24 protein-coding genes and 1 tRNA gene are annotated in these 25,040 nt (G+C 38.6%); 5 read left to right on the top strand and 20 right to left on the bottom strand.

Features of this window, described 5'->3' with window-relative positions:
• Window positions 1-363, bottom strand: a complete 363-nt coding sequence (locus B5D47_RS06400; RefSeq protein ID WP_078931007.1) for a metal-dependent transcriptional regulator — start codon at window positions 361-363, stop codon at window positions 1-3.
• 286 nt (window positions 364-649) lie between these two features.
• Here B5D47_RS06400 and B5D47_RS06395 point away from each other — a divergent pair, with 286 nt between their 5' ends.
• Entirely contained in the window at window positions 650-1,141 is a 492-nt protein-coding gene (locus B5D47_RS06395; protein ID WP_078931006.1) for a GNAT family N-acetyltransferase, read from the top strand.
• 17 nt (window positions 1,142-1,158) lie between these two features.
• On the opposite strand, the gene B5D47_RS06390 is transcribed toward B5D47_RS06395, so the two are convergent.
• From B5D47_RS06390 to B5D47_RS06360, 7 genes are all read right to left on the bottom strand, one after another.
• Window positions 1,159-2,640: a sensor histidine kinase gene (locus B5D47_RS06390; protein WP_078931005.1), complete on the bottom strand. Its 1,482-nt coding sequence runs from the start codon at window positions 2,638-2,640 to the stop codon at window positions 1,159-1,161.
• A complete protein-coding gene (locus B5D47_RS06385; RefSeq protein ID WP_078931004.1) occupies window positions 2,641-3,345 on the bottom strand; it encodes a response regulator in 705 nt (234 codons plus the stop codon).
• A gap of 121 nt (window positions 3,346-3,466) precedes the next feature.
• A complete protein-coding gene (gene phoU / locus B5D47_RS06380) occupies window positions 3,467-4,120 on the bottom strand; it encodes a phosphate signaling complex protein PhoU (protein WP_078931003.1) in 654 nt (217 codons plus the stop codon).
• Window positions 4,121-4,168: 48 nt separating this feature from the next.
• Entirely contained in the window at window positions 4,169-4,942 is a 774-nt protein-coding gene (pstB, locus tag B5D47_RS06375; protein WP_078931002.1) for a phosphate ABC transporter ATP-binding protein PstB, read from the bottom strand.
• 129 nt (window positions 4,943-5,071) lie between these two features.
• Complete coding sequence (pstA, locus tag B5D47_RS06370) at window positions 5,072-5,899, bottom strand: phosphate ABC transporter permease PstA (protein ID WP_078931001.1); 828 nt, start codon at window positions 5,897-5,899, stop codon at window positions 5,072-5,074.
• Between the two features lie 26 nt (window positions 5,900-5,925).
• Window positions 5,926-6,771, bottom strand: a complete 846-nt coding sequence (pstC, locus tag B5D47_RS06365) for a phosphate ABC transporter permease subunit PstC (protein ID WP_234969936.1) — start codon at window positions 6,769-6,771, stop codon at window positions 5,926-5,928.
• 119 nt (window positions 6,772-6,890) lie between these two features.
• On the bottom strand, window positions 6,891-7,763 hold the full coding sequence (locus B5D47_RS06360; protein WP_078931000.1) for a substrate-binding domain-containing protein: 873 nt from the start codon (window positions 7,761-7,763) through the stop codon (window positions 6,891-6,893).
• 288 nt (window positions 7,764-8,051) lie between these two features.
• Between B5D47_RS06360 and B5D47_RS06355 the strand changes: the two genes are divergently transcribed.
• Window positions 8,052-8,122 (top strand) — tRNA-Gly (locus B5D47_RS06355).
• Window positions 8,123-8,141: 19 nt separating this feature from the next.
• Window positions 8,142-9,239, top strand: a complete 1,098-nt coding sequence (locus B5D47_RS06350) for a diguanylate cyclase domain-containing protein (protein WP_078930999.1) — start codon at window positions 8,142-8,144, stop codon at window positions 9,237-9,239.
• A 14-nt stretch (window positions 9,240-9,253) separates the two neighbouring features.
• On the opposite strand, the gene B5D47_RS06345 is transcribed toward B5D47_RS06350, so the two are convergent.
• The 5 genes from B5D47_RS06345 to B5D47_RS06325 all read right to left on the bottom strand — a co-directional run bounded on the left by B5D47_RS06345 (window position 9,254) and on the right by B5D47_RS06325 (window position 15,568).
• Window positions 9,254-9,970, bottom strand: a complete 717-nt coding sequence (locus tag B5D47_RS06345) for a response regulator transcription factor (RefSeq protein WP_078930998.1) — start codon at window positions 9,968-9,970, stop codon at window positions 9,254-9,256.
• Window positions 9,971-11,584: a sensor histidine kinase gene (locus B5D47_RS06340; RefSeq protein ID WP_078930997.1), complete on the bottom strand. Its 1,614-nt coding sequence runs from the start codon at window positions 11,582-11,584 to the stop codon at window positions 9,971-9,973. It abuts the gene before it with no gap.
• A gap of 52 nt (window positions 11,585-11,636) precedes the next feature.
• On the bottom strand, window positions 11,637-13,730 hold the full coding sequence (locus B5D47_RS06335) for an Lnb N-terminal periplasmic domain-containing protein (RefSeq protein ID WP_078930996.1): 2,094 nt from the start codon (window positions 13,728-13,730) through the stop codon (window positions 11,637-11,639).
• A gap of 1 nt (window position 13,731) precedes the next feature.
• Window positions 13,732-14,178 (bottom strand): DUF3015 family protein, encoded by a 447-nt coding sequence (locus B5D47_RS06330; RefSeq protein ID WP_078930995.1) that lies wholly within the window; start codon window positions 14,176-14,178, stop codon window positions 13,732-13,734.
• Window positions 14,179-14,542: 364 nt separating this feature from the next.
• Complete coding sequence (locus B5D47_RS06325; RefSeq protein WP_078930994.1) at window positions 14,543-15,568, bottom strand: sugar kinase; 1,026 nt, start codon at window positions 15,566-15,568, stop codon at window positions 14,543-14,545.
• A gap of 371 nt (window positions 15,569-15,939) precedes the next feature.
• On the opposite strand from B5D47_RS06325, the gene B5D47_RS06320 reads away from it, so the two are divergent.
• Window positions 15,940-16,458: a hypothetical protein gene (locus tag B5D47_RS06320; RefSeq protein ID WP_078930993.1), complete on the top strand. Its 519-nt coding sequence runs from the start codon at window positions 15,940-15,942 to the stop codon at window positions 16,456-16,458.
• Window positions 16,443-18,377, top strand: a complete 1,935-nt coding sequence (locus B5D47_RS06315) for a TonB-dependent receptor domain-containing protein (RefSeq protein WP_078930992.1) — start codon at window positions 16,443-16,445, stop codon at window positions 18,375-18,377. Before B5D47_RS06320 ends, B5D47_RS06315 begins: the two co-directional genes overlap by 16 nt.
• On the opposite strand, the gene B5D47_RS06310 is transcribed toward B5D47_RS06315, so the two are convergent.
• The 7 genes from B5D47_RS06310 to B5D47_RS06280 all read right to left on the bottom strand — a co-directional run bounded on the left by B5D47_RS06310 (window position 18,343) and on the right by B5D47_RS06280 (window position 24,836).
• Window positions 18,343-19,020, bottom strand: coding sequence for an ECF transporter S component (locus B5D47_RS06310; protein ID WP_078930991.1), 678 nt, complete (start codon window positions 19,018-19,020; stop codon window positions 18,343-18,345). The genes B5D47_RS06315 and B5D47_RS06310 overlap by 35 nt on opposite strands.
• Window positions 19,017-20,648: an ATP-binding cassette domain-containing protein gene (locus tag B5D47_RS06305; RefSeq protein WP_078930990.1), complete on the bottom strand. Its 1,632-nt coding sequence runs from the start codon at window positions 20,646-20,648 to the stop codon at window positions 19,017-19,019. The genes B5D47_RS06310 and B5D47_RS06305 overlap by 4 nt, the downstream gene beginning before the upstream one ends.
• 3 nt (window positions 20,649-20,651) lie before the next feature.
• Window positions 20,652-21,548, bottom strand: coding sequence for an energy-coupling factor transporter transmembrane component T family protein (locus B5D47_RS06300; RefSeq protein ID WP_078930989.1), 897 nt, complete (start codon window positions 21,546-21,548; stop codon window positions 20,652-20,654).
• Window positions 21,548-22,390, bottom strand: coding sequence for a phosphatase PAP2 family protein (locus tag B5D47_RS06295; RefSeq protein ID WP_078930988.1), 843 nt, complete (start codon window positions 22,388-22,390; stop codon window positions 21,548-21,550). Before B5D47_RS06295 ends, B5D47_RS06300 begins: the two co-directional genes overlap by 1 nt.
• A gap of 29 nt (window positions 22,391-22,419) precedes the next feature.
• Window positions 22,420-23,142 (bottom strand): amino acid ABC transporter ATP-binding protein, encoded by a 723-nt coding sequence (locus tag B5D47_RS06290; protein WP_078930987.1) that lies wholly within the window; start codon window positions 23,140-23,142, stop codon window positions 22,420-22,422.
• 31 nt (window positions 23,143-23,173) lie between these two features.
• Window positions 23,174-23,845: an amino acid ABC transporter permease gene (locus tag B5D47_RS06285; protein ID WP_234969934.1), complete on the bottom strand. Its 672-nt coding sequence runs from the start codon at window positions 23,843-23,845 to the stop codon at window positions 23,174-23,176.
• A gap of 217 nt (window positions 23,846-24,062) precedes the next feature.
• Window positions 24,063-24,836, bottom strand: coding sequence for a transporter substrate-binding domain-containing protein (locus tag B5D47_RS06280; RefSeq protein ID WP_078930986.1), 774 nt, complete (start codon window positions 24,834-24,836; stop codon window positions 24,063-24,065).
• Window positions 24,837-25,040 lie beyond the last annotated feature (204 nt).

Genomic DNA, 25,040 nt, shown 5'->3' with positions numbered 1-25,040 from the left:
TTAATTTTCTTCAACCCATTTTTTTATGCCGTTTACAACATCAACATCAATCTGATGTTCAACACGGCAAGCATTTTCTTCGCACTGCTCTTCCGAAAGCCCCGTAATTTTCTGCAAAAAAACCGTCAAAAGTTTGTGGCGTCCGTAAACATCTTCCGCCTTAAGCTGACCTTTTTCGGTCAATTTAATCGTATTGCCGAGCGTAAATTCTATATAGCCGTCTTTTTCCAAAAGTCCCATTGCCCGGCTTACGCTTGGACGAGAAACAGCAAGTTTATTAGCAACATCAACAGAGCGGACAAAACCATTTTCAAGCTGCAAGCGCAAAATTGCCTCAAGATAATCTTCTCCAGATTCGTACATCGCACTTCCCCCTGCGTCAATTTTCCTCAATATATACAGACCATTTTAACAAAAAAAACATTTCCGTGCCATAATAAAAGGCCATTATAAACAACAGCGGCAAAAACCATTTTTAAGCGCAAAAATTCCATTCATTATAAAATCATTCTCAAATCCGTGTGACATTCTGCAAAAATTAAAATAGAATAACCTTATTGAATTTGATTTCGGGCTTATTTTTGTCCGTAAATCCGCGGCATTTAACACGATATTCAAGCATTAAAAAAAACTGGAGATTTCTCTTTTTATGGAAAATTCTTTTTCAATCCGGCCGGTTACGCCAAATGATATGGCCACTTTAAAATCACTTATTCTTGGACTTGCAGAACATGAACGCCGGCCTCAAGATGTGACAGGAACCGAAGACGAAATGCGCCACTGGCTTTTTGACCGTAAAATTGCCACCGCGCTTTTTGCAGAGCTTGACGGTCAGCCAATCGGCTATGCGATTTATTATCCGGTTTACGGTTCTTATTCTGCCCGTGGACGTGTTTATATTGAAGACATTTATTTTAAGCCAGAAGTCCGCGGAAAAGGCTACGGAACAAAACTTTTGGCCCATATTTGCAAAAAAGCTCTCGAAGAAGGCTATATTGGACTGGAATGGAGCGCTCTCGATTTTAACACAGGTTCAATCGACTATTATTTAAAGCTCGGTGCAGAAAAAGAAAAAGGCCGTACATATTTTGATTTTTCAAAAGAATGCATGGAAAAACTTATAGCCCGAGTTTCAAAATAATTTTTTTCTGACATTTTCTACTGTTTTATGACCGGCAGCTCGATTACAAAACATGCGCCGTTTTTCTTGTCCAGGCGGTCGGTCACATACAGTTTGCCATCGTGAGCCTTTATGATATGGGCTGCAATTGAAAGTCCAAGACCTGTTCCGCCCATATCCCGGCTGCGACCTTTGTCAATTCTGTAAAAGCGTTCAAAAATCCGCTCTCTAAATTCATTTGGAATTCCCTGACCGTTGTCTTCCACCGAAATTTGAACAAGATTCCGCTCCGCAAAAAGTTTTATTTTACAGTCGACTTCTGTATTTTCCGGACAGTATTTTATTGCGTTGTCGATTAAATTTCCCAGCGCTTCGTCAAAAAGTCCTTCGTTGAGCATACAGCAGACTTTGTCGTTTTTTCCAACATCTACCGAGCACAAAAGTTTTATTTTTTTTAGTTCCGCCTTGCTCATAAAACGTTCGCAAACCTGTTTTGTGGCAGCAACAACATCGTGCTTCATGGTTTCTGGTTTTTTGTTGTCTTTTTCGAGCCTTGAAAGTGTAAGCAAATCTTCAATAATCGCCATCAGCCTTATGCTTTGAGCGTTTATGATTTGCAAAAAATGAATTGCCGTAGGCCTGTCGTCGATTGCGCCGTCAAGCAAGGTTTCTGTAAAACCCGTAATCGAGGTAACAGGAGTTTTTAATTCGTGCGAGACGTTTGAAACAAAGTCCTTGCGAACCTGTTCAAGACGCTGCACTTCTGTCGCCATAATTTCCATCCGGTTGCCGAGTTTTCTAAGTTCAGCAGGAGAACGGACAGTGCTTTTTGCATCAAAATTTCCTTTTTTATATTCTCCTGAAAGAATTTCAAGTTTTTTAATTTGATGAACGATATAAGCAGAAACAATAAACGTAAGAAGCAGAATTATGACAAAAACCGTGCACATGGTTTCGATTATCTGTTTTTTTGAACTCGTTGAAAAATAAACTGCCATCGAAAGCGGAACCGAAAGCCTTAATGCGTAAATTCCGTTTTTTGTCTGAATCGGCAAGGCATAGTACATTACGTTGTCGTTTGAAACCGTACTTTTGCGAATCGCCTTTCCTTCTTTTCCAGAAAGCGCCGCCAAAATTTCTTTGCGTTCTTTGTGATTTTCGAGAACAGAAATTTCATCAGCTTCAGAGTCTCCAATTACTTTTCCATCTGAAGCAACAAGCGTTATGCGAAAATCTTTTGCCAAAGAATTTGAAGAGTACAATCCAGTAGAATCCGTAAAATTAAATTTCTTCAAAAATCCGTCAATATTTTTTTCTTCGTTTTTTTCGTCTAAATGCTCAGACACAATCTGAACAAGAGAATTTCCAAAAACACGCAGATTTTCTTCAGTTTGATTTTCTGCAACCGTCCGAACCGACAAAATATTCTGTTTTAAGAGATAAAAAAATCCACAGGTCAAAATAAGTCCGTTCAGAACAAAAAGCAAAACTGTAATCGAAACCGTTTTTTTCTTAATCATTTATTCAGCTGCCTCTTCTCCGTACATTCTATAACCAACACCGCGAATTGTTTCAATCATTTCTTTGCAACCTGCGTCAGAAAGCTTGTGTCGGATGCTCAAAATTTGAACGTCGATTGCCCGTTCTGTAACAGGATAATCCGAACCTTTGATTGCATTTATAATCTGCTGACGGGAAAAAACCTGTCCTGCATGGCGCACAAGATGTTCAAGGATTGCAAATTCGGTCGCGGTAAATTCAACCTTTTTGCCTTCAACCAAAATTTCGTGGCGCGGAATATCGACAGAAACAGGGCCGGCAGTCAACACATCCCCGGAAACAGCAGGAGAATTTTGATTTTGAGCACGACGCAACACAGATTGAATTCGGGCAAGCAAAACTTTTGTAGAAAATGGCTTTGTAATATAGTCGTCCGCACCAAGTTCAAGTCCAGTAACAATGTCGCTTTCTTCGGTTTTTGCAGTAACCATGATGATTGGAATTGAGCGCGTAGAATCATCGCCTTTTAAAATCCGGCAGACGTCAAGACCGCTCATGTCAGGCAGCATAAGGTCAAGAAGAATTAGCCCTGGTTTTTCCAACCGCGAAAACTGAACCGCCTGAAGCGCATTTTCCGCACAAACCGTTTCAAACCCGCTTTTTTCAACATTGTATTTTATAAGTTCACGAATCGACTCTTCGTCGTCAGTAATTAAAATTTTCATACCAATTCTCCCACATTTTGATTTTGTCGCTTTTTGACCGCAAATTGCCAGGTCTGACAACAAATCGCCGCCTAAACCGCAAATTGTCCGGTCTGACCGCTCAGTTTCCGCAATTCACAAATTACGCAGTTTTTCCGTCGTTCAGCATTGTTTTTACCGAATGCGCAATGTTTACGGTATGATCGCCGATTCTTTCAAAATATTTTGCAATCATCAGAACTTCCAGAGTCTGTTCCGCAGTTTTTCTGTCAGTTTTTTCGCCACTTCCCATCATATCGACAAGGATATTTTTTTCTTTTAAGAAAAGCTCATCAACCTCATCATCCATTTTTTCAACAGTTGCCGCAAGTTCTGTATCCCGCCTTACAAACGACGAAACCGCAGTGTTCAACATTTTTATTGTAATATCTGCCATTTGCGTAATCAACTTATTGTATTCATTTTTTGTAAAGTCTATGTGATTTGAAATTTCCGCAATATCGCTTCCCTGGTCGCCAATCCGTTCCATATCAATTATCATACGCAGAGCCGCACTTATAACACGCAAATCTCCTGCAACCGGTTGCTGCTGCTGTAAAAGCCTCATGCACATTGCCTGAATTTCGCGTTTTTTTACGTCAGTATTTTTTTCACATTCCATTGCACGTTCAATCATTTCTTTTTGACCAGTCACAAGCGCCTGCATTGCGTAAGTCAAACAATCTTCACATTCCGAGCCAAGAAAAACCAGCGCATCGTTAAGTTCCTTGAGCTGATTATCAAATTTACTTCTCATGATTTCCTCCCATAAAAAGTCGTTTTTTTTTTGAATAAATTGAATAAATCAACCGAAACGGCCGGTAATATATTCTTCCGTTTTTTTGTTTTTTGGAGTAGAAAAAATCTGTTCGGTTTCGCCGTATTCCACAACCTTTCCAAGCAGGAAAAATGCCGTTCTGTCGCTGATTCTCGCCGCCTGCTGCATGTTGTGAGTTACAATTACAATCGTCAGGTCATTTCTAAGCTGGTCGCAAAGCTCTTCAATTTTTCCGGTCGAAATCGGGTCGAGCGCAGAAGTCGGTTCGTCCATAAGCAAAACTTCCGGATTTACGGCAAGAGCGCGCGCAATACAAAGTCTTTGCTGCTGACCTCCGCTCATTCCCAGCGCACTTTTATTAAGCCGGTCTTTAACTTCGTCCCAAATTGCCGCTTCGCGCAAAGATTTTTCAACAATTTCGTCCAAGTCCGTTTTTTTTGTAATTCCATGAGTTTTCGGACCATAAGCAATATTATTGTAAATGCTCATTGGAAAAGGATTCGGCTTTTGAAAAACCATTCCGACGCGTTTTCTCAGCAAATTTACATCGCAACCATCATAAATGCTAGTTCCGTCAAGCAAAACATCTCCAGAAATTTTGCAATTTTCGACCAAATCGTTCATCCTGTTCAAAGATTTTAGTAAAGTCGACTTGCCACAACCGCTCGGGCCAATAAAAGCCGTAATTTTATTTTCAGGAATATCCATATCAATCGAATGCAGGGCCTGAAAATTTCCATAAAACAAATCAAAATTGCGTATTGAAATCTTCGCTTTCGGAAAATTATTATTTTCTCCCATATTGCATCTGCTCCTCTAATTTTTATTTTTTAAGGCGGCTTTTTGTCGGTTTTGACCGCCAAAAACCAGGCTATCCGTGGTTCCGTGCTAACCGCACTTCATTGCTCCGCAACGGCTTCGCCGCCACTCCTATCCTTGCCGCTTTGTCATTGTTTTTTCTATTTTTCCAGAAATAAAGTTCAGCACAACTACAAACAGAACGAGCACAACCGCAGTCGCATACGCCTGCTCAGTCCGCAAACCTTCGCACCACAACGAATACAAATGCACCGCAAGAGTCCGGCCGCTTCCCATCAAGTTGTTAGGAATATGGGCTACAGTTCCTGCCGTATACAAAAGCGCCGCAGTTTCTCCAATTATTCTTCCTACGCTCAAAACAATTCCATTGACAATTCCAGGAATTGCAACCGGCAAAACAGTCTTAAATACAGTGCGCAGTTTTCCAGCGCCAAGACCAAAACTTGCTTCTCTGTACGTCATTGGAACAGAAAGCAAGGCTTCTTCAGAAGTTCTCATTATTACCGGCAAAATCATAATTGCCAAAGTGCAGCAGCCTGCCAAAAGCGAAAACTGCCATTTTAACGCGGTTACAAAAAGCAAAAGTCCAAACAAACCGTACACAATCGACGGAATGCCTGTAAGGGTTTCCGCCGTAATTCTAATCACACGGACAAAACGGTTTCCGGATTTTGCATATTCTGCCAGATAAATCGCCGCTCCAACACCAACAGGAACTGCCATAACAAGCGAAACAACCAGCACAATCGCCGTGTTTACCAATGCCGGAAAGAGAGAGGCATTTTCGCTCGTGTAATGCAAAGAAAAAAGCGACGGATTTATATACATCGCGCCTTTTGCAAAAATATAAATCACAAGACCTGCAATAATCGCAAAAGTAACAAACGCGCAAGTTCTTAAAATAAACCGAAAAATTGCAGATTGTTTTGTCTGATTCATATCAATTCCTCCAAAAACTGCTATTTTTACGCCTTTTTCTTTGTCATCATAAATACAAAATTGATAATCAAAATAAAAAAGAATAAAACAACCGAAGTTGCAATCAATGCCTCACGGTGGAGTCCGGCGGCATATCCCATTTCAAGAACAATATTTGCCGTTAAAGTGCGGATTCCTTTTACAAGTCCGCGTGGCATAACCGCCTGATTTCCGGCAACCATAATTACAGCCATAGTTTCGCCGACAGCACGGCCAACTCCAAGAATAATTCCTGCAATAATTCCAGATTTTGCCGCAGGAAGCTCAGCAAAAAATACGCTTCGCTCCTTACATGCGCCCAAAGCAAGAGAGCCTTCGTAAAAAAGTTCAGGAACAGCTCTCAAAGAGGTTTCGCTAACGCTTATAATCGTCGGAAGAATCATTATTGCAAGCACAATCGAAGCCGCAAGAATACTAGTTCCGCTTCCTCCAAAAACCGAACGGATAATCGGCACAATAGCCGTCAAACCAAAAAATCCGTATACGACAGAAGGAATTCCAGCCAAAAGATTTACACCGTGCTTCATAACGGGATAAAACTTTGCAGGACAAAAACGGGCCATATAAATCGCCGTCATAATTCCAAATGGAACACCAAGAATAATTGCACCGACTGTCACAACAAGGCTTCCAACAATCATTGGAAAAATTCCGTACAAATCAATCTCAGGCTTCCATTTCATTCCAAGCAAAAAGTTTCCAAAACCAATTTTCTGCATTGCCGGCACGCCGTTTGCAAACATAAAAAAACAGATCAATGCAACCGCCGCAACACTCACACTTGCCGCAAGCAAAAAAATCAATTTCATTGTCGATTCTAATTTTGTTTTCAAAATATTTCCTTCAACAATTCAAGAACTAAAAAACTGGACTGCCTCAAAAATCACGCATGCTCCATTTTTAAGCATTCACATCACTTTTTTGACAGCCCGCCTTTTTTACCAGCCAAAAACTACTTTACTTCGCTCCACTTTGTAATTTCGCCTACAAAGATTTTGCGAACCTTTTCTTTTGTAAGACCGTTTGCAGGATTTTTCTTGTTTACCACAACTGCAATACCGTCGATTGCGATTTTGTCAGCATTTACGCCAGTTTCGCTTGCTTTAAGGTCTCGGCTTGCCATACCAATGTCGCAAACACCCTGAATTGCGCTGTTTACACCAGTTGTAGAATCACTCTGAGAAACTTCAACAACGATTCCAGGGTTTACTTCTTTAAATGCTTCAGCAAGTTTTTCCATAACAGGAAAAACCGAAGAAGAACCGGCAACTGTAACTTTTCCAGATTTTACATTTGCAAGATATGGCTGATTTTTAGTAACAGCAATGTAGCCTTTCTTTTCTACAATTGCCTGACCATCAGCAGAAAGAATAAATCTCTTAAATTCACTCGCAGCAGGAGAAAGACCGTCTTTTGTTACAATGTTAAAAGGACGGCTAACTTTGTATGAACCGTTTTTGATATTTGCAACAGAAGCAACTGCACCGTCAATTTCCAAAGCCTTTACAGTGCTGTTCAAAGAACCGAGGGAAATATATCCGATTGAAGAAGGATTTCCAGAAACAGAAGTGATTACAACCTCTGTGCTGTTTGTAATATCAGCAGAATCAACTGTCATATCAACTTTTTTGCCCTGGGCATTTTTAGCTTCAACACCAAAAAGTTCAACAAAAGCTCCGCGAGTTCCAGAACCAGCCTCGCGAGAAATTACAGTAATAGAATCCTTAATTTTTCCATCTTTCTTTCCCCATGGCCAAGCCCACAAATCCGAACCAAAAAGAGCCAAACCAGCAATTGCCAAAACTGCAACCTTATTAATTTTCATAGTAAAAACCTCCTGTATGAAAATCTAGTTTACAATAAGCAATTTAAGTCTGTGCTGTAAAAATTGTGCTATAAAATTGTTAAAATTCGGTTAAATTTTTTGGAGCGCATTTTTCTCTCAATCCGGCCAACCGCCACTTGCTCACGCGCGGTGCTTCGCACAGCCTGCGGCTTGGCTAATGTCCGGGCTACAAAACCGCATAAAAAGTCAAGTGCATCCGTATTTTTTTAGATTTTTTTTAGAATATTGTTTTTTAGTGTTTTATCTATTATATTTAAAGTCAGAACTGCAGATGTAATATAACGGTAGTACACGACCTTCCCAAGGTTGGCGCGCGGGTTCGACTCCCGTCATCTGCTCATTTTGGAGAAAGAGTTCGTGACTCCTTATTTTTCGACAATCACCTGCATAAATATTTTTTCCCTTGTAATTCTTTTTGTTTTGGTTTCCGGGAATTCTATAATCAGCACTCATCAAAAAAATAAATTTCAGACAACAGGCGCAATCGTTTTTTTAATCTGCATCATGGAAGTGCTCACAATGATTTTTGACAACACTCCGCCAAAATTCAAATTTTTCCATATCACTTCAAATTATATCGGTTTTAGCCTTACGCCGGCCGTCTACGTTTCTTTGAGCAAAGCTCTTTTTCCGCACATTGGCGAAAAGCGTTTTAAAATAAATCCAATGGCTTTTCTGTGCGTAATTTATTCGCTTTGGCTCCTTATTTCGCTGATTGCAACTCCCAAATACAGCGTTTTTTACGTTGATAAAGAAAATCATTATTCAAGGGCAAAAGGCTTTTTTATTTACGTGGCTTTTTACATGCTCAGCCTTTTTTATTTTTTGCTTACAAACATCCGGCTTTCTGTTCGTTTCTGGAAAAATAACGGAATCGTACTTCTTCTTAATTTTTTGCTTGTTTTTTTTGGATCCGCAGTTCAAATTCTACATCCCGAAATTCAAATCACCTGGCTTACAATAATCTTTTCCATTCTTATTTATTACATCTATCACACAACCCTTTACCAGCAGCTAGACGTTCAAACCTGTCTTTTAAATTACGGAAGCTTTCAAAAATGGCTCTGCCGCCAAAAGAAAGAGCACTGCATTGTTGTTGCAGAAATCGACAATTTTGCAAAACTCAAACTAAATTATTCACGCAAAGAAATCGACCGGATTATTGTGACTGTTTCAAAAATTTTCAATAAATTTTTCAAAAAATACGGTCAGTGCTACAGAATCGGAAGCGAGGAATTTTTGGTAACAATAAGCGACATGGCCCTCAATTTTGACGAACTCAACCGCAAATTTTTTATCGAATTTATAAAAGAAAGTTTCGATTTTAAGGAAATGCCTCTTGTTACTCTCGGTTACGCAAAAGTCTCGGCAAATTCCGACTTAGACAAAATTTTATCGCTGACAGACCTTAAAAAACGCGAATTTATAAAAAAACGCCCGGAATATTTGAGTTAAAAGCCAGTTTTCCTTTATTCCGGCACAAAAATATAACCGCATTTGCTCACAGAAACTATGTGGCGCGGATTTTTTTTATCGTCTTCGATAAGATTGCGCAATGTGCGGATATTTACGTAAATGTTGCTTTCGAGAGTTTTTTCGTCCGGAATCGGCTCATTCCAAACATTTTGATAAATCGCCTCGAACGGCAGGATTTTATTTGAATTTCGGATAAAATAAAGCATCATATCAAACTGCTTTTTGCGCATTGGAATTTTCTTTCCGTTTTTGCAAACCGTAAGCGAATCCAGATCAAGTTCAAAAATTCCATTGGTATAAAGCGTTTCGACTGTATTTTTATTAAAACCAATTAACGAGGATTTTTCCAGCATTCTTTTTATTCGCAAAATCAATTCTTCAATATAAAAAGGCTTTGTAATATAATCGTCGCAACCTTCCCTAAAACCTTCAACCTTGCTTTTGTCGGTATTTATCGAAGAAACAATCATAACCGGAAGGATTTTGTCCTGGAGCCGGATTGAATGTAAAACCCTCATTCCGCCAATGTCGTCGCCAAGATTTAAATCCAGGATTACAAGGCTTATAAAATTTTTTGAAAGTTTTCTGTAGGCATCTTTTGCGTTAAAACACTGAATTACCTCAAATCCCTGCTCAATAAGATTTTTGGCAATAAAATTATTCAGCGACTCAGAATCTTCAACGACCATTATAATTTCTTTTTCGTCCATTTAACCAAGCCTCTTAAAAATCACAGTAAAAATACTGCCGCTCACAGCTTCGGAATTCTCCGCGTATTCAAGTTCAAGCCCATTCAATTTGCAGATTTCGTTTACGACATAAAGTCCAAGTCCGACAGAATGTTCATTTTTTCCGTGTTTTGAACCAATTCCTGCAAAACGATTAAATAGAACAGGTCTTTTTTCTTCAGGAATTCCAACTCCATCATCAATTACGCGCAAAAAAATATTTTCTTCGCTTGCATCAATTCTAACTTTTATATTTCCTTCTGGCAAAGTATATTTTATCGCATTGTCTACGAGATTTACATAAATTCCTTTTAAGCTGTTTTCGTCACAAAAAATGCGCGGATTTTGAAAGTTACATTCAAATGCAAAAGTTTGATTTTTCCGCTTAGCTTTTTGAATCAAAAATTTGTTTTCTTCTAAAAGAAATTCTTCAAGATTTATAATTTTTGGATTTACAAGATACCGTCCATCTGAAATTCTGTAAGAGTTCAAGACATTCTGAATAATAATGTTTATCTGACTGGTGCAATCGCAAATGCTTTGAATTTCTGACAGGAGTTTCTCGTTTTTTTCGTTTTTTGCCGTTTTCTGCAATTTTTGAATTTCATTCAATAAAACTGTCAGCGGCGTATTTACGTTGTGCGTTACAAAATACAAAAAAGTGCTTTTTTCTTTTTCGCTTTTTAAGAGCTCCTGTTTTTCGAGCCAAAGATTTCTGTAATTTTCGAGAATCCGAATCCGTCCAAGAAGAGCAGAAATATCAAAGGGCCGCACAAGAAAATCATTTATCTGACCTTCAAAATTTTTTTCCATAAGATAAGAATTGTATTTGTTTACAAGCATCAAAATTGGAAATTCAAGAACCGCATATTTTTTCCGAATCGCCTTGCAAAGATAAAAACTCTCGTCATTTTCCGATTCCGGCGAAATTATCAGCATTTGAATAAGACCGTCTTCAATTGCAAAAAGTGCTTTTTGGGAATGCTCTAAAATTCGTACAAAAAAACCATAGGACTGCAAAACAAGCCTTAAAGTCAGGTTGTAAGAATTCACCTCGCCGTAAATTCCAATGGAAATTCCATGCTCGACATCTTTTTTTACAGGAACCTTTTGCACAAGCTGAAGCAAAATATCTTTTTCCGGAATTTTTTGATCATCGCTATAAGTTTTTTGACCAATTATGTCTTTTATAAGATGAATATTTTTTGTAATAAGCCTGGCAGCAGAAATTTGAGAATTTTCATCAAGCGGTTCAGAAAGGATTCCAGCCATTGCCTGAATTGACTGCAAAGGATTTCCAATTTCGGTCAAAACAGTTTCGTAAGATTCGTTTTTTTCTTTTTCAGTTTTTTTAACTGCAGATTTTTCGCCTTCGAGGGTGTCAGAAAAAAAATCCTGCAAAGAATCAGTCTTGTTTTCTTTTTCTTCAAAAATTGAATTGAGCATAAAACCCAAAACTGTAATCAAAATTTCTATGCAAACTACGCTGTAAAAGACAATTTCAAAATATTCGCTTTCAAATTCATGCCAAAAAAAAAGAAAAATAAGAAGAATTACAGAAAATACGCTGACTAGTATCGAAAGATTTTTTTTCATTCGCTTTCCTCCGTAAAATATACATTTCTTTTTCAAAAAATACCCTTAAGCCTTAAAAATACAGATTGAACGAAATATTCCACTCGTGCCAGTTTTTTTTGTAATTGCGCAAAAAAGAATAACCGCCCTTCAAAGCCGCATTTTTGGAAACTGACAGACAGGATTCAATTCCAAATCTTGAGCGCAAATATTCGGTATCAAAAACATTCAGCATAAAATCCGCATAAATTTTGGTTCTAAAAATATCATTTCCGGCAATTAAACCTGTTTCGCCGCCGGCAAAAAGTTCCGTTCCGTAACTGTAGGCTGGAGAAAAATAACAGTCGATTCCAGCCAAAGCATAAAGCTGCAGCCTGGAAACTGGGCGAATGCTAAAACCGTACAAAGTTTTTAAGCGCCAGGCAAAATTTTCAGAACCGTCTTTGTCGAGATTTTTTTCAAGTCCGGTCAAAAGTTGCGAAGCACCGTTAAAGAAAAACAAATCGCTTGCCGGAAGGGAAATTATCGAAAGCAAATCCGCTTTTTGAAGATAAAATTCGTTTTTAGAAAAATTATATCTCAAATCGACCATTGCAAACGCAAGTTCCGAGTTTTCAGAATAACCTGCCGAACGCTCAAGCTGCTCGTGCGCGGTCAGACGGAAATTTGTCCCGATAAAACCACCTTTTTTGTCATAACCGCCGGCAAAAGCAATTTTTTTAGAACCGTGGGCTTCTTCCGGATGTGCAGGAACCGAAAATTCCGGCGGATTGAGTTTTCCAAGTTTGCGTCTGGCAGACAAAACAGAAAGATAGCGTGGCCTGTATTCATCCGAAGAAATTTTATTTGAATGCAAAAGAACGTTCAGATAATCTGCGCAAAGTTCCCAGAGCGCAGCCTGTTTTTCCGGCGAAATATCCTCAAAAGGAAAATCTTCCACAGTTGTCTTGCCAAGGCAAAGTTTTTTTGCAAATTTTTGTTCTTTTTTTGTTAAAAGTGTCTTTTCATTTTCGATTTTTGAATAAATCGACGGTCTGTATTCAACTTTATCCGTAAGACCAGATTCGTAAATCAATTTGACAGTTTCGACTGGTTCTACAACGCCACCAATCAATTCGGTCACTTTTGTGGAAGGACGAGCCGCTTCTATCAAAAAAAGCAGGTTGTAAGAGCAGTTTTCGCCAGTAAAATAATATCTTGAATAAATTCCTGCCAAGTCAAAAACGTGGCGAAGCATTCTGTCTTTTTCGTCATCTGTCAGATTGATCCGGTATTCCCACATATCGCGCATATCCATATCAGAATACTGCTTGATTTTTTCGTAATAGGCTTCAAAACCATAATATCCCTTAAAACCGCCCACCAGTCCTAAAAGTGCATAAAGCGGTCCTCCGGTTAAAGTTGTAACCGCTCCGTAATTTATTGAATTTGCAGTAAGGCGGGGACGGCCTTTTGTTTCGACCAAAAGAAAAGTGTGTCCAAAAACCGAAGCAGGCCTTTTTAAGTATCCTGCCGGAAAAACCAGATAAATATCGCCCGGATTTAATTTTGTCAAAAGCGCCTGGTAAGCGGCATCTCCGTCATAAGAAAAATCGCTGTTTTTAAGACCAAGTTTTTCGCAAATCCATCTGTAACGTCCCGGAAAACGTTCAATTGCATGTTTTTTGATTTTTGTATTTTTTTCTGAGCCGTCAGATTCTTTTTGACTTTCAGAATTTATTTCTTCTTTAGTTTCTTCAGGAATTTCAATTTTTTCTTCAAAAAAAGCACGGACTGTCGCTATAAGTTCAGCGCGCGGATTAGTTTTTCCATTTTTTGCGCAAAAAAATTCTGGATCATCAACAAGACTTTTATAATGTCCAAAAAATGTAGGTTTATAATGAACCAAAGTACGCCAATAAGGGTCTTCCCAAAGTTTTAAGTCTTGCGTCTTTTGAATTACTTCTTCAACATCAATCGATTTTTTTTGTCCGATTAGATTCTCTACAGAAAAAATCCCTTCAATGCCAGTTCTCTGTCCAAAATTTTTAAAAAAACTTTCTCCAATGCCATTCTCTATCTTAACTTCTGAAAATGCAGGAAAAATAAAAAAAAGAGAAAAAACGACTATAAACAAATAAGGTACGGTTCTAAAACCGTACCTTACCTTGCTGATTGAAAAAATCAACTTAGCTTACAAAAGAATAAATCTTGCTGGCAACTTCTTCAGCAGAAACGTCTGCAGAAGTAAAGATTTCATCAAAGTTGTCCTGAAGAGTAGCCTTAAAAGCAACAGAATCAGAAACGTTGAGCATAGTTGAAAGAGTGTCGATGTATTCACCTTCACCCTTAGCAATGTCTGCTGCAAGAGCGTCCATGTTGTCAGCAACAAACTGATTAGTTTCTGTCATGCTAAGAAGACCGTTTTTGTATCCAGAAGTTCCGAAAGTGATTGCGAAATACTGGTTAAACATAATTCCGTTAAGGAATGTAGCAACGATATCCCAACCTGCTCCAGATTTTTCTCCAAAGAGAAGGCAACCAAGACCAGGACCAACGCTCGTTGCAAATACTGAAGAAGAAGAGAATGTCAGCATTACGGCAGCAACCAAAACAGCAATCTTTTTTCTCAACATAATAAAACCTCCTACTTGTTTTTTACTGAAAACAAACTCCGAAAAAAAGCATACAGGCACCAGCCTAACCTTAAGTTTACCAGAAACCTGAATTTCCTTCAAAAAAATTTATTGTAAAAACGATTCTTTTTGAAGTACTTTTTTTTAACTTTTTATTAAATATTTATTTAGATTTTAGTTCAAAAAACTAAAAAAAAACTGAAACCTGAATTTTTCTTTCCTGATTTCTCAATATCAGAGGAAAAAAATCCCACAAATATCAGGAAACAAAAAAAGGCGATCTTCCAAAACCGAAAAACCGCCCCTTTGACAGAAAACAAGACCACAAAATCAAGCAGCCCTGCAACCACCTTTTTAGAAAAAACTAGCGCTGGATACGACCAGATCCGTCACCGCCTGCGAGTTTGTTAACTTCGTCTTCAGAAACCATGTTGTAGTCTCCGATGATTGAGTGTTTAAGACAAGAAGCTGCAACTGCCCAGTTGATAGAATCCTGAGTGTTCATTCCTTTGAGCTGTGAGTGGATAAGACCGCCACCGAATGAGTCACCGCCACCAACACGGTCAACGATGTTCATGTCGTACTGCTTAGAGAAAGCGTAGTCTTTGTCATCAACATAGAGAAGAGCCTGCCACAAGTTGCGGTTAGCGTTGATAGAAGTGCGGAGAGTGATTGCAACTTTTTTGAAGTTGAATTTTTCTTTGAGCTGACGAGCAACTGAGAGATAACCTTCGTTGTTCAATTCGCCCTTAGTTGTATCTGTACCTTCAGATTTGATTCCGAATACATCGTTTGCATCGTCTTCGTTAGAAATACAAACATCAACGTACTTACAGATTTCTGTCATAGCAGCACGAGCTTCGTCTTTTGTCCAAAGCTTGCCGCGGTAGTTAAGGTCACAAGAAGTTGTGATTCCTTTTTCGTGAGCTACTTTGCAGCCTTCGATACAAGCCTTAACCATGTTTGGTCCGAGAGCTGGAGTAATACCTGTAATATGGAACCATGAAGCGCCTTCGAGGATTTTGTTCCAGTCGAATTCTTCTGGTTTAGCAAGCTGAATTGAAGAGCCTGCACGGTCGTAAACACATTTTGAACCGCGCTGAGAAGCACCTTTTTCGTTGTAGTAGATACCAACACGTGGACCACCGCGAACGATATATTCTGTGTGAACTCCGTATTTGCGAAGTGAGTTTACAGCAGCCTGTCCAATTTCGTGTGTAGGAAGTTTTGTTACAAAGTAAGCGTCATCACCGTAGTTTGCCAAAGAAACTGCTACGTTAGCTTCTCCACCGCCGAAAGTTGTTGTCATTGAGTCAACCTGAACGAAACGATAATAGTCAGCAGGCTGGATGCGAAGCATCAATTCACCAAAAGTTACTACTTTTGCCATCTGTGTGTCTCCTAAAAAATATTTTTACGGATTAAAACCGCTAATTTTAGATATAAAATATATCAAATATAATCAAAACTATCAATTGGAAGAAATACAGGAAAATTTGCATTTTAAACAAAGCCTTAAATGCAATATTATTTGTTTTTGCTGACACTTTTTTCAAAATCTGCTAAATTCTCTCTGCAAAATACAGGGGAACTGTGTGCAATTCACAGGCTCGACGCGGAACGGTAAGACTGGCATTTAATATAGTTATTTTTAACTGTATTTGCCTTTTAAGTCCGAATACCTGTTTTTTACCGTCTTTTTTTAAGGCGATTTTACAAATCCGACTCTACGCAACACTCTGGAGTCAAGGAGAATTTTTTATGAAAAGCACACGCTTTGTTTTTGGCCGTGCACTTGCCGTTTTGTGCGCACTTCTTTTTGTTTCTTTTGGTTTTATGTCTTGTCAGCAGGAAGACGAAACTGAATATGTAAACTATTCACTAACAGGAACTTGGCAAAGTTCTTACGGTGAAATTTTCAAAATCACATCGACTAGTTTGTCTAACGGTGGAAGCTGGGGCGACGCATACGCAGGAAATAATCTCGTAGTATCTTACACAAATGACGAAGAAACTGCAGGTTATATCTATATAAAATACACTCGTGCTTACTGCTCTACTCATTCAGACCCTACTACTTATACTTATATTTATGACGAAGATGCAGCAGATGTCGGCAAATGGTACGCAATTGCATTTAAAGAATTAACAGCTTCTTCAGTTTCGCTTTCTGGCGCTTATGGAACTGTAAGCTCAACTTCTACTCTCGAAGAAGCAATTTCAACTTTTACTATTGATAACGGATATTTTACTACTTACAGCGAATGCGTAAAACAGTAGGTTTTCTGTTTTTATTTCTTGCAACCGGGGTTTTAGGGGCGGAGCCCCTAGGAGATGGGGTAGCGGCCAACGAAGTGGACGCGCAGGGGAAGGCTTTCCCCTCCTCTGTTTCTGATTCAGAACCGGAAATTTCGCTTCCAGAAATCGTTACTTATGTTTCGGCACCAGTTGTTGAGCAGCGGATTGTTTTTTCTAAGGAAGACATTGAAAAGCTTCATGCCGAGGACCTTTCTGCTGTTGTGCGCCAGGCTGGAATTCAGAGCCTTGATTACGGTGCTTACGGCCTGGAAAGCAAGCCTTCGATCCGCGGTTTTACGGACGAAACAGTTCGTGTTGTGATTGACGGGCTGTGCATGAACAACGCTCAAACCGGCACTTTTGATTTTTCTTCGATAAATGTTGCTGACGTCGAAAAAATCGAAATTGTGCGCGGCGGTTTTACGGAAGGCACGGAAGATGAAGGTTCTGTTGGCGGCGCAATTTACATTACCACAAAAAAACACGCTTTTGGACGGCAATTTTCGTCGGATACTGCACTAAAATCCTTTTTAAACCAGAATTTTCCGCTCGACACGGTAATTCAAAAAATCGCATATTCTGCGGTCTTGTCGGAAAATTCTTTTCTTTCGGTAAGCGCAAAAGGCGGTTTTGCAAAAAATTCTTACATTTACAAAACTTCTCAAAATTCTTTTAAGGAACGCGAAAATTCTTCTGTCAAAGACGGCAATGGCGACATTCGCTTTACGCACTGGCACAACGGAAGCAGGATTACTGCGGCTTCTTCCGTTTACTACGGCGACAAAGAAACTCCAGGCGTTGAATATTCGACAAATCAAGGAAAACAAAAAGACTTTAACGTAAATTTTACGCTTTCTTCGTTTACTCCAGGCCTTTTTGGAAAAATGAACTTGACTTCAAACCTCGCATACTTGCGCAACGACAGAAAATACGAGGACGACTATGGTCCAAGCAGACACAAAATCAACGATTTTAAGGGTTCTGTCGCAGTTGATTTTTACAGATGCGGAATTTTTGCTCAGAGCGCGGCTGTTTCGTTTGACCTTACGCATTTAAATTCGACAAATTCTGGAATTCATTTTCAGCCGTCTGGAGTTTTAAAAGAAACTTCAAAATTCTATTTTAACGGTTTTTTTTCAATGACCGTTCCGATTGCGATAAAATTCTGCGGAAAAAACCTTGCTTTTATTCCAAAAATTGGATTTGCGGCTAAATTTTCAGAAATCGAAATCTTGCTCGACGGCTACAGAATGGTTCAGTTTCCGAATATGGACGATCTTTATTGGGAAGGTTCGGGTTACCACGGAAATCCAGATTTAAAACCAGAACAAGGCTGGGGAGCGGATTTGACGTTCAACCTTAAAAATAAAATTTTGCCTTCGTCGGTTCAGTTTTTCTCAAATTTTTACGAAAAAAAAATCACGTGGAGCGGCGGAACTACTCAAAATGTAAACAGCGCATTCTATTTTGGAATTGATTTTAACGCGCAAAAAACTTTTTTTGACGGAATTTTGACTTTAAAAGCCGGCGGCGAATATCTTTACAACGAACTTTTGGACAAATCCAACGAACTCACCTACAAAAAAAGAATAATGTGGACTCCGGATTTTACAGGAACTGCGCAGGCAATTGTCGATTTAAAAAAATTTGACTTTTCGGTCTCGGCGCAATACACAGGAAAACGCTACAAATCGAATATGAATATAACTTTTCTTGAACCGTACACTCTGCTCAACCTTAACCTGAATTTAAAATTCTGGGAAAAAATTCTTCTCTATTTTAAGGCGGATAATATTTTGAATGAACGCTATCAGTCGGTCGAAAATTATCCAATGCCAGGAACTTCGCTAACGATTGGCTGCAAAATCAAAATTGAGAATGAAAAAGCGAATTTACATTGAGCCGAAAAATTACGCGGTTTAAGGCGGACAAAAATGGCTTAGAAAAAAACAAAATCGTAACGACAGTGCTCAAAGCCAAGGCAAGGTTAAAAACAAAACCGCCTGCAAGCATAACAAAAAGTGACTTTACATTGTCGATTCCAAACATAAAAACGCTGCTCAAATCCACAATCGGTCCTGTTATAAAAATAATTACCAAAAATGACGAAATACAAAAAACGCAATAATCCAAAATTCCAAAATTTACGGCCTTGTTTTTTTGAAAAGTTTTGTTGTGCCCAAACCGAAAGTGCCGAACCAAGCCAAAAATTGCGCCGAAAATTCCCCATGAAGTCATCTGATACAAAGTCCACGGCCCTTGCCCAAAAATAAAATTCGACAAAAGCGCGGAAAGCGAACCAATCAAAAAACCGCGCAAACTGCCAAGAGCAATTCCGCTCAGACAGATTATTGCCATGACTGGATTAAAATATGGAACAAAACTAAAAATTGAACGGAGCGCAATGCAAAAAGCGCATAAATCCGCAACGAGAATAAGTTCTCCGCTGGAAGGACGGGTGCGTTCGTAAGCAAAATAAAAACCGAGATTTATCAAAACTAAAAAGGCGAGCACAACGCCCTGACCGCTTTGCCAAAAATTCATTTTTCCGCCTCCGTCTCAGGATTTTTGCCGGTTGAATTTTCAAATCCGCGCAAAAGACGGTTGCGTGCCGTTGTATAAAAAATATTTTTTTCAAAAAAGTCCGAAGTTTTTTCTAAGCCGCAAACCCGGCCTTCAAACATAAGTCCGGTAAAATCCGCGGTATACGCACAAAATTCCAGATCGTGGCAAACAAGAACTATTGAAATTCCAGACCGCGCCAAATTTTTTAAGAGCAGGCTGAATTCTTTTTTGAACGCGTTGTCCAAACCTTTTGTCGGCTCATCCAAGAGAAGAATTTTTGGTTTTTGAAGAAGAATTTTTGCAAGCGCAAGTTTTTGCATTTCTCCGCCAGACAAATCATAAGGATGATGCAAAAAATTTTCTTTAAGCGAAAAAATTGCGTTTTGAAGAATTGAATCTTCCGTCAAAGACGCATTTTTTTTCGATTCCTTTTCCGCGCTCAAAAAAACATTTTCGTTCAAAGCAGAATTTTCGTCTTTTTTCCAGCCACATTCTTCAAGTTCTTCCAGAACAGTTTGCTTTGTAAAAACATTGCGCACGTTTTGAGGAAGCATAAAAATTTTATTGCGCGCAGTTTTTTCAATTTTTACGGTTCCGCGGAAACTTTTTAAAAGCGAGCACAAAATTTTGAGCAGGGTTGATTTTCCACTGCCATTTGCTCCTGCAATCGCGTAAATTTTTCCTTCTTCGATACAAAAATCAAGTTCCTGCAAAATCCATGGCAAAGTTTTTTCGTATCTAAAACTCAAATTTTTTATTTTGACGAGATTTTTTGATTTTTGAGGGCAGTTTTTTTCGTCAAATTGATGATTTTTTTCATTTTTTAAATTTTCATCGCCCTCCAAAAGGCTAAAAATTTCCGGTTCAAGTTTTCCGCCTTTTTCTAAAAATTCCAAAATCCAGGAGCGTCCCTGGGCAACACTCAGCGGAAGTTTTTCGGGCTTTTTTTCAAAACGAGAAATGATTTTCGAAGCCGTCGGTAAAAATTCAATCAAATCTTTTTTTTGACAGGCAAGAATTTTCTGACAAAAGTTTTGCGGTTTTTCGTCAAAAAAAATCCGCATTTTGTCCAAAAATAAAATTCTGCCGGCTTTTTCAAAAAGTTCTTCCAACCGATGTTCACAAATTACAACTGTCGTTCCAAACTCGCTATTGATTTTTTTTACGGTGCTTAAGAAATTTGAAGCCGCAATCGGGTCAAGCTGGCTCGTTGGCTCATCAAGCAAAAGAAAATCCGGGTTTAACGCCATTGTGCTCGCAAGATTTAAAAGTTGTTTTTGTCCGCCAGAAAGATTTTCGGTTTTTGAGCAAAGCCAGTCAGAAATTCCAAAATATGCCGCCATTTCCGCAACACGGCGTTCCATAATTTTTCTTGGAACCGCTGTATTTTCGAGAGCGAATGAAAGTTCGTGCCAAACTTTGTCCGTTACAATCTGAGAATCAAAATTCTGAAAAACAAATCCGGTTTTTTGACCAAGTTTTTTAAGCTCATTTTCGAGTTGAAGAAGAAAAGTTGTCTTTCCTGAGCCGGATTTTCCGCAAACTACGACAAATTCACCTTTTTTTACAAAAAAATCCGTTCCGTTAAAATTGATTTTATAATTCATTTTTTAATCCTCAGAAAAAATTTTAATAATCATTGGCAAAAACAAAAATCCTGCAAAGGCAAAAAAAGTTTCCGCCGACTGGAGGGTTGCAAAAATTTTTGAAAAATTTATTACAGGATAAAAATTGACTGCGCAGTTTCCGTTTTTTATTCCGCAAACAACAAAAAAAGCGCAAAAACTCAAAAAAAACAGTTCAAAAAAATCTGAAATTCTCCAGCGATAATTCAAAAAACTAGTGCGCCTTGCTGTTCCATAACCGCGTTTTTCCATGCTCAAAGCCGTCATTACGCCGTCTTCCAAAATTGAACTCATAACCGCGTTCAAAACCGAAAATTTTTGTTTAAAAGTCGATTTTTTTAATCCGATTGCACAACGACCGTCAGAAATTTCGCGTCCCCGTCTTATGCAAAAAGGAACGAGCCGCAAAATCATCACCATCATCAAACTTACAGAAGGAAAAACCGGCGCAAAAAGGTAAGTGAATTTGTCCACGGTCATTACGCAGCCGAAGCACAAAAACCATTCAAACATTACTAAAAAAACAAGCCCCATATTGAGGCCGTAAAAAAAAGCTTCTTTTGTAAAAGGTTTGCCAAAAATCAAAAAAAGGACAGTTTCTCCCCAATGGCTTACGAGCGGATTTAGCGCAGAAAGAAAAATAAAAATTGGAACACAAAAAATTATCAGTTTTAAGCCGTGCCAGTTTTTTTGAAAGATATTGAATAAAATGCCTGCAAAAAGCGAAAGTCCCAAATAAAAAGGATGGCGGATTGCAACACAAAAACAGATTATCCCCAAAAACCACAAAAAATCGACAAGCGGATGCGTGCATTTTTTAAAAACTAAATCTTTTTTTTTAATCGAATTTTTTGTTTTTTTTGAATTGAATAAATCTTCCATTAAAAATTGAGCCTCATCAAAAAACCGTTCGGCAAAATTCCAACCTGAATATTTTCGTTTGTTTCTGCTTTTTTAGACTGATGCAAAAAAGGAACTAAAAATCCTGTGCAAGAGCCAATCAAAGCTCCGACAGCAACATCGCTTACAAAGTGATTTCCGGACAAAACGCGGCTTACGGCTGTTGCGGCTGCAAAAGAAAAACTTCCGGCGCAAACAACATAACGCAACGGGCTTTCAGGAAAATATTTCCAAAAAACATAGCTCGAAAAAGCGGCTCCGGCAAAAGCCATTGTTGAGTGTCCTGACGGAAAAGAATTTGCAAAATCGCCGTCATCTTTGTACGAATCGTAAGAATCGCCGCTTTCAAAATAGCACATTGGCCGGTAACGGTTTATTGAGAGTTTTGCAAGTTCCTTAATTCCATTCGCAATTAAAAGAGTTTCAGCATACATTAAGCCGACGGTTTTCCATTCGCTTTTTTGAGATTTTCCCAAAATAAAAATCGGAGATGCCATTGCAGAGCACAAAAAAATGTTTCCGCCAACTTTGTCGAGCAGAAAATTGTAATCGTTCATAAAAAGTCTGTCAAAACCGTTTACAGATTTTTTTTCAAAACTGCGGTTTTCGTCAAACGTCTGCTGATTGATTTTTAAAACGTTGTCCAAAAACAAATCCGCTCCAGACAAAAAAATTCCGGCGCCAAGCAATGCTCCGTCTGTTTTTTTAGAAAGACAAAATGGACTTCCCAAAGCGCAAACGCTCTTTACAGAATTTGCAACGTCCGCAAAGAAATGTGAGCACAAACAGAAAATCAGGATTTTTAAGGTGAATGTTTTTTTCATTGGCTTTTCCGATTTTAAGATTTTAAATTTTACAGAACCGCTTTTAAAAACTGCTTTAAGCGGTCAGACTTAGGACTGTCAAAAATCTGAGATGGATTTCCCTGTTCAGCAATTTTTCCACCGTCCATAAAGAAAATTCTCTGGGCAACTTCGCGTGCAAAACCCATTTCGTGAGTAACGCAAACCATCGTCATTCCGTCATCCGCAAGATTACGCATAAGTGCCAAAACTTCGCCGACCATTTCCGGGTCGAGGGCGCTTGTCGGTTCATCAAAAAGAATAACTTCCGGATTCATCATAATCGAACGGATAATTGCAATTCGCTGCTGCTGACCTCCAGAAAGGCTTGCTGGATAAGCACGGGCTTTTTCGGCAAGTCCAATTCTCTTTAAGAGCGAATATGCTTTTTCTTCCGCTTCTTCAATTTTCATAATTTTGAGCATAACTGGAGCGAGAGTCAAATTTTGCAAGACAGTTTTGTGCGGAAAAAGGTTAAAATGCTGAAAAACCATTCCCATTTTCTGACGGATTTTGTTGATGTCAGTTTTTTTGTCGGTAATATCAGTTCCTTCAAAAACAATGCTTCCGCTGGTCGGAGTTTCCAGTAAATTCAAGCAACGCAAAAAAGTCGACTTACCACCGCCGCTCGGTCCGATAATTACAATTTTTTCGCCTTTATTTATAGTTTCCGAAATTCCGTCAAGAACAGTCAATTGTCCAAATTTTTTAGTAAGGTTTTTTATTTCAATCATCAATTTTCTCCAGTAAAAAATTCAAGGAATTTTATTTTTTTTCAGATTTGGCAACTTTTGTTTCGATTGCAGAAAAAATCTTTGTAAGACCAACTGTAAGAATAAGATAAACCAGGGCGCACGAAAGAAGTGGAACCCAGGCATTGTAAGTTGCATTGCGAATATTGTCGCACGCTTTCTGAAGGTCAACTACGGCAATAAAACTTGCAACCGAAGTTTCTTTTATAAGAGTAATGAATTCCGATGCAAAAGTCGGCAAAATCGTTTTAAAAGCCTGAGGAATAATGATTGCAAACATAGTCTGTGCCCAGTTCAAACCAAGCGAACGTCCGGCTTCCATTTGCCCCTTGTCTACACCGTTAATTCCGGCTCTGAAAATTTCTGTACAATAAGCCCCGGAATTTACGCCAAACGAAATTATTGCAACCAGAACAGTATTTCTTACTCCCAATGGCGAAAAAATAACAAAATAACAAATCATCAACTGAGTTGCCATTGGAATTCCGCGAATCAAAGTCGTATAAACGTTAGAAATCGCATTTAAAATTTTTGAATTAGAAAGCTTAAAAATTGCAAAAATGCAGCCAAGGATTGTTCCCATCAAAACCGCACACAAGGCGATTAAAAGAGTTGTTCCCAAGCCCTGCAAAATCATCATCCACCTGCCGTGAGAGAACATAATTTCTAAAATTTTTTGAAGCATTTTTTTCTCCTATAAAACTTCGTGTTAGCAACGAGCCACGGATGGCGGGAATCACAGCTTGAAAAAGCAACGCTTGAGCAAACTGTAATGATAAAACAGGTGGCTGAACGTTTAACTGTCCAGACCACCATAAAAAACAGTATGGTCATTTCGACAAGAATCGCAACGACCATACATAAAATTCAATCAAAAGTAAAAATTCAGTTTTTGAAAATTTTTATTTTCTTACGATTACAACCTGTTTAGATTCGTAATATGGTTCAGAAAAATCAACATTCTGTCTTCTTTCTTCTGTTGCAGTCATTCCAGCGGCAACAAAGTCAATTGAACCAGACTGAAGAGCGGCAATCAAACCGTCAAAAGCCATATCGCTGATTTCGAGAGTTTTGCCGCAATCATTTGCAATGTACTGAGCCATAGAAGCGTCAAAACCAACAACCTTAGAACCTTCAACATATTCAAATGGAGGGAAAGCTGCGTTTGTGCCCATTACAATTTTACCATTGCCAGATTTTGCTTCGATAGCAGGAATTTTAATTTTTCCGTCAGTAGGCATAAAATCAGCAACGAGAGCTTCGTATCTTCCGTCAGTTTTCATATCAGAGATTGTCTTGTTGATAGAATTAAGAAGTTCTGTGTTTCCTTTCTGAACGGCAATTGCGTAAACATCAGTAGCAAGGTCAAAATCAAGAATAGTAAGGTCAGAATTGTTTTTGCAAACTTCTTTAGCAGGCAATTCGTCGATAATAATAGCATCGATTGCACCATTTTTGAGTGAAAGCGAAGCGTCAATTACATTTTTAAAAGAATTGCATTTTGCGTTTGGCAAATCTTCCTGAATATAAATTTCGCCAGTTGTACCAGCCTGACATCCAATCGAAAGATTTTCCAAGTCAGCCTTAGAATTGATTACAACATTTTTCTTTTCTTTACAGCCAGCCAAAGCAAAAACAGCCGAAGCCGCGAAAACCGCAAATAAAACTTTTTTCATAAAAAGTCCTCCATAATTTCCGCCATTATAGCATATTGCACATTTTGATAAAACATATAAAAACAACCAGCCAAAATAAATTTTCTTCGATTTAACACTTTCTTAACTTAAATTTTACAAGAATATTTTAAAATGCGTGTAAATAAAAAAAAATGGAAAATAAAGTTACAAACCTCTTTGCACATAAAAAAATGGGCGTTGCCC

This window comes from Treponema berlinense (assembly GCF_900167025.1).
Lineage (GTDB): Bacteria > Spirochaetota > Spirochaetia > Treponematales > Treponemataceae > Treponema_D > Treponema_D berlinense.
Note: the sequence above shows the minus strand (reverse complement) of the source record. Positions and strands in the feature narration are given on the sequence as shown.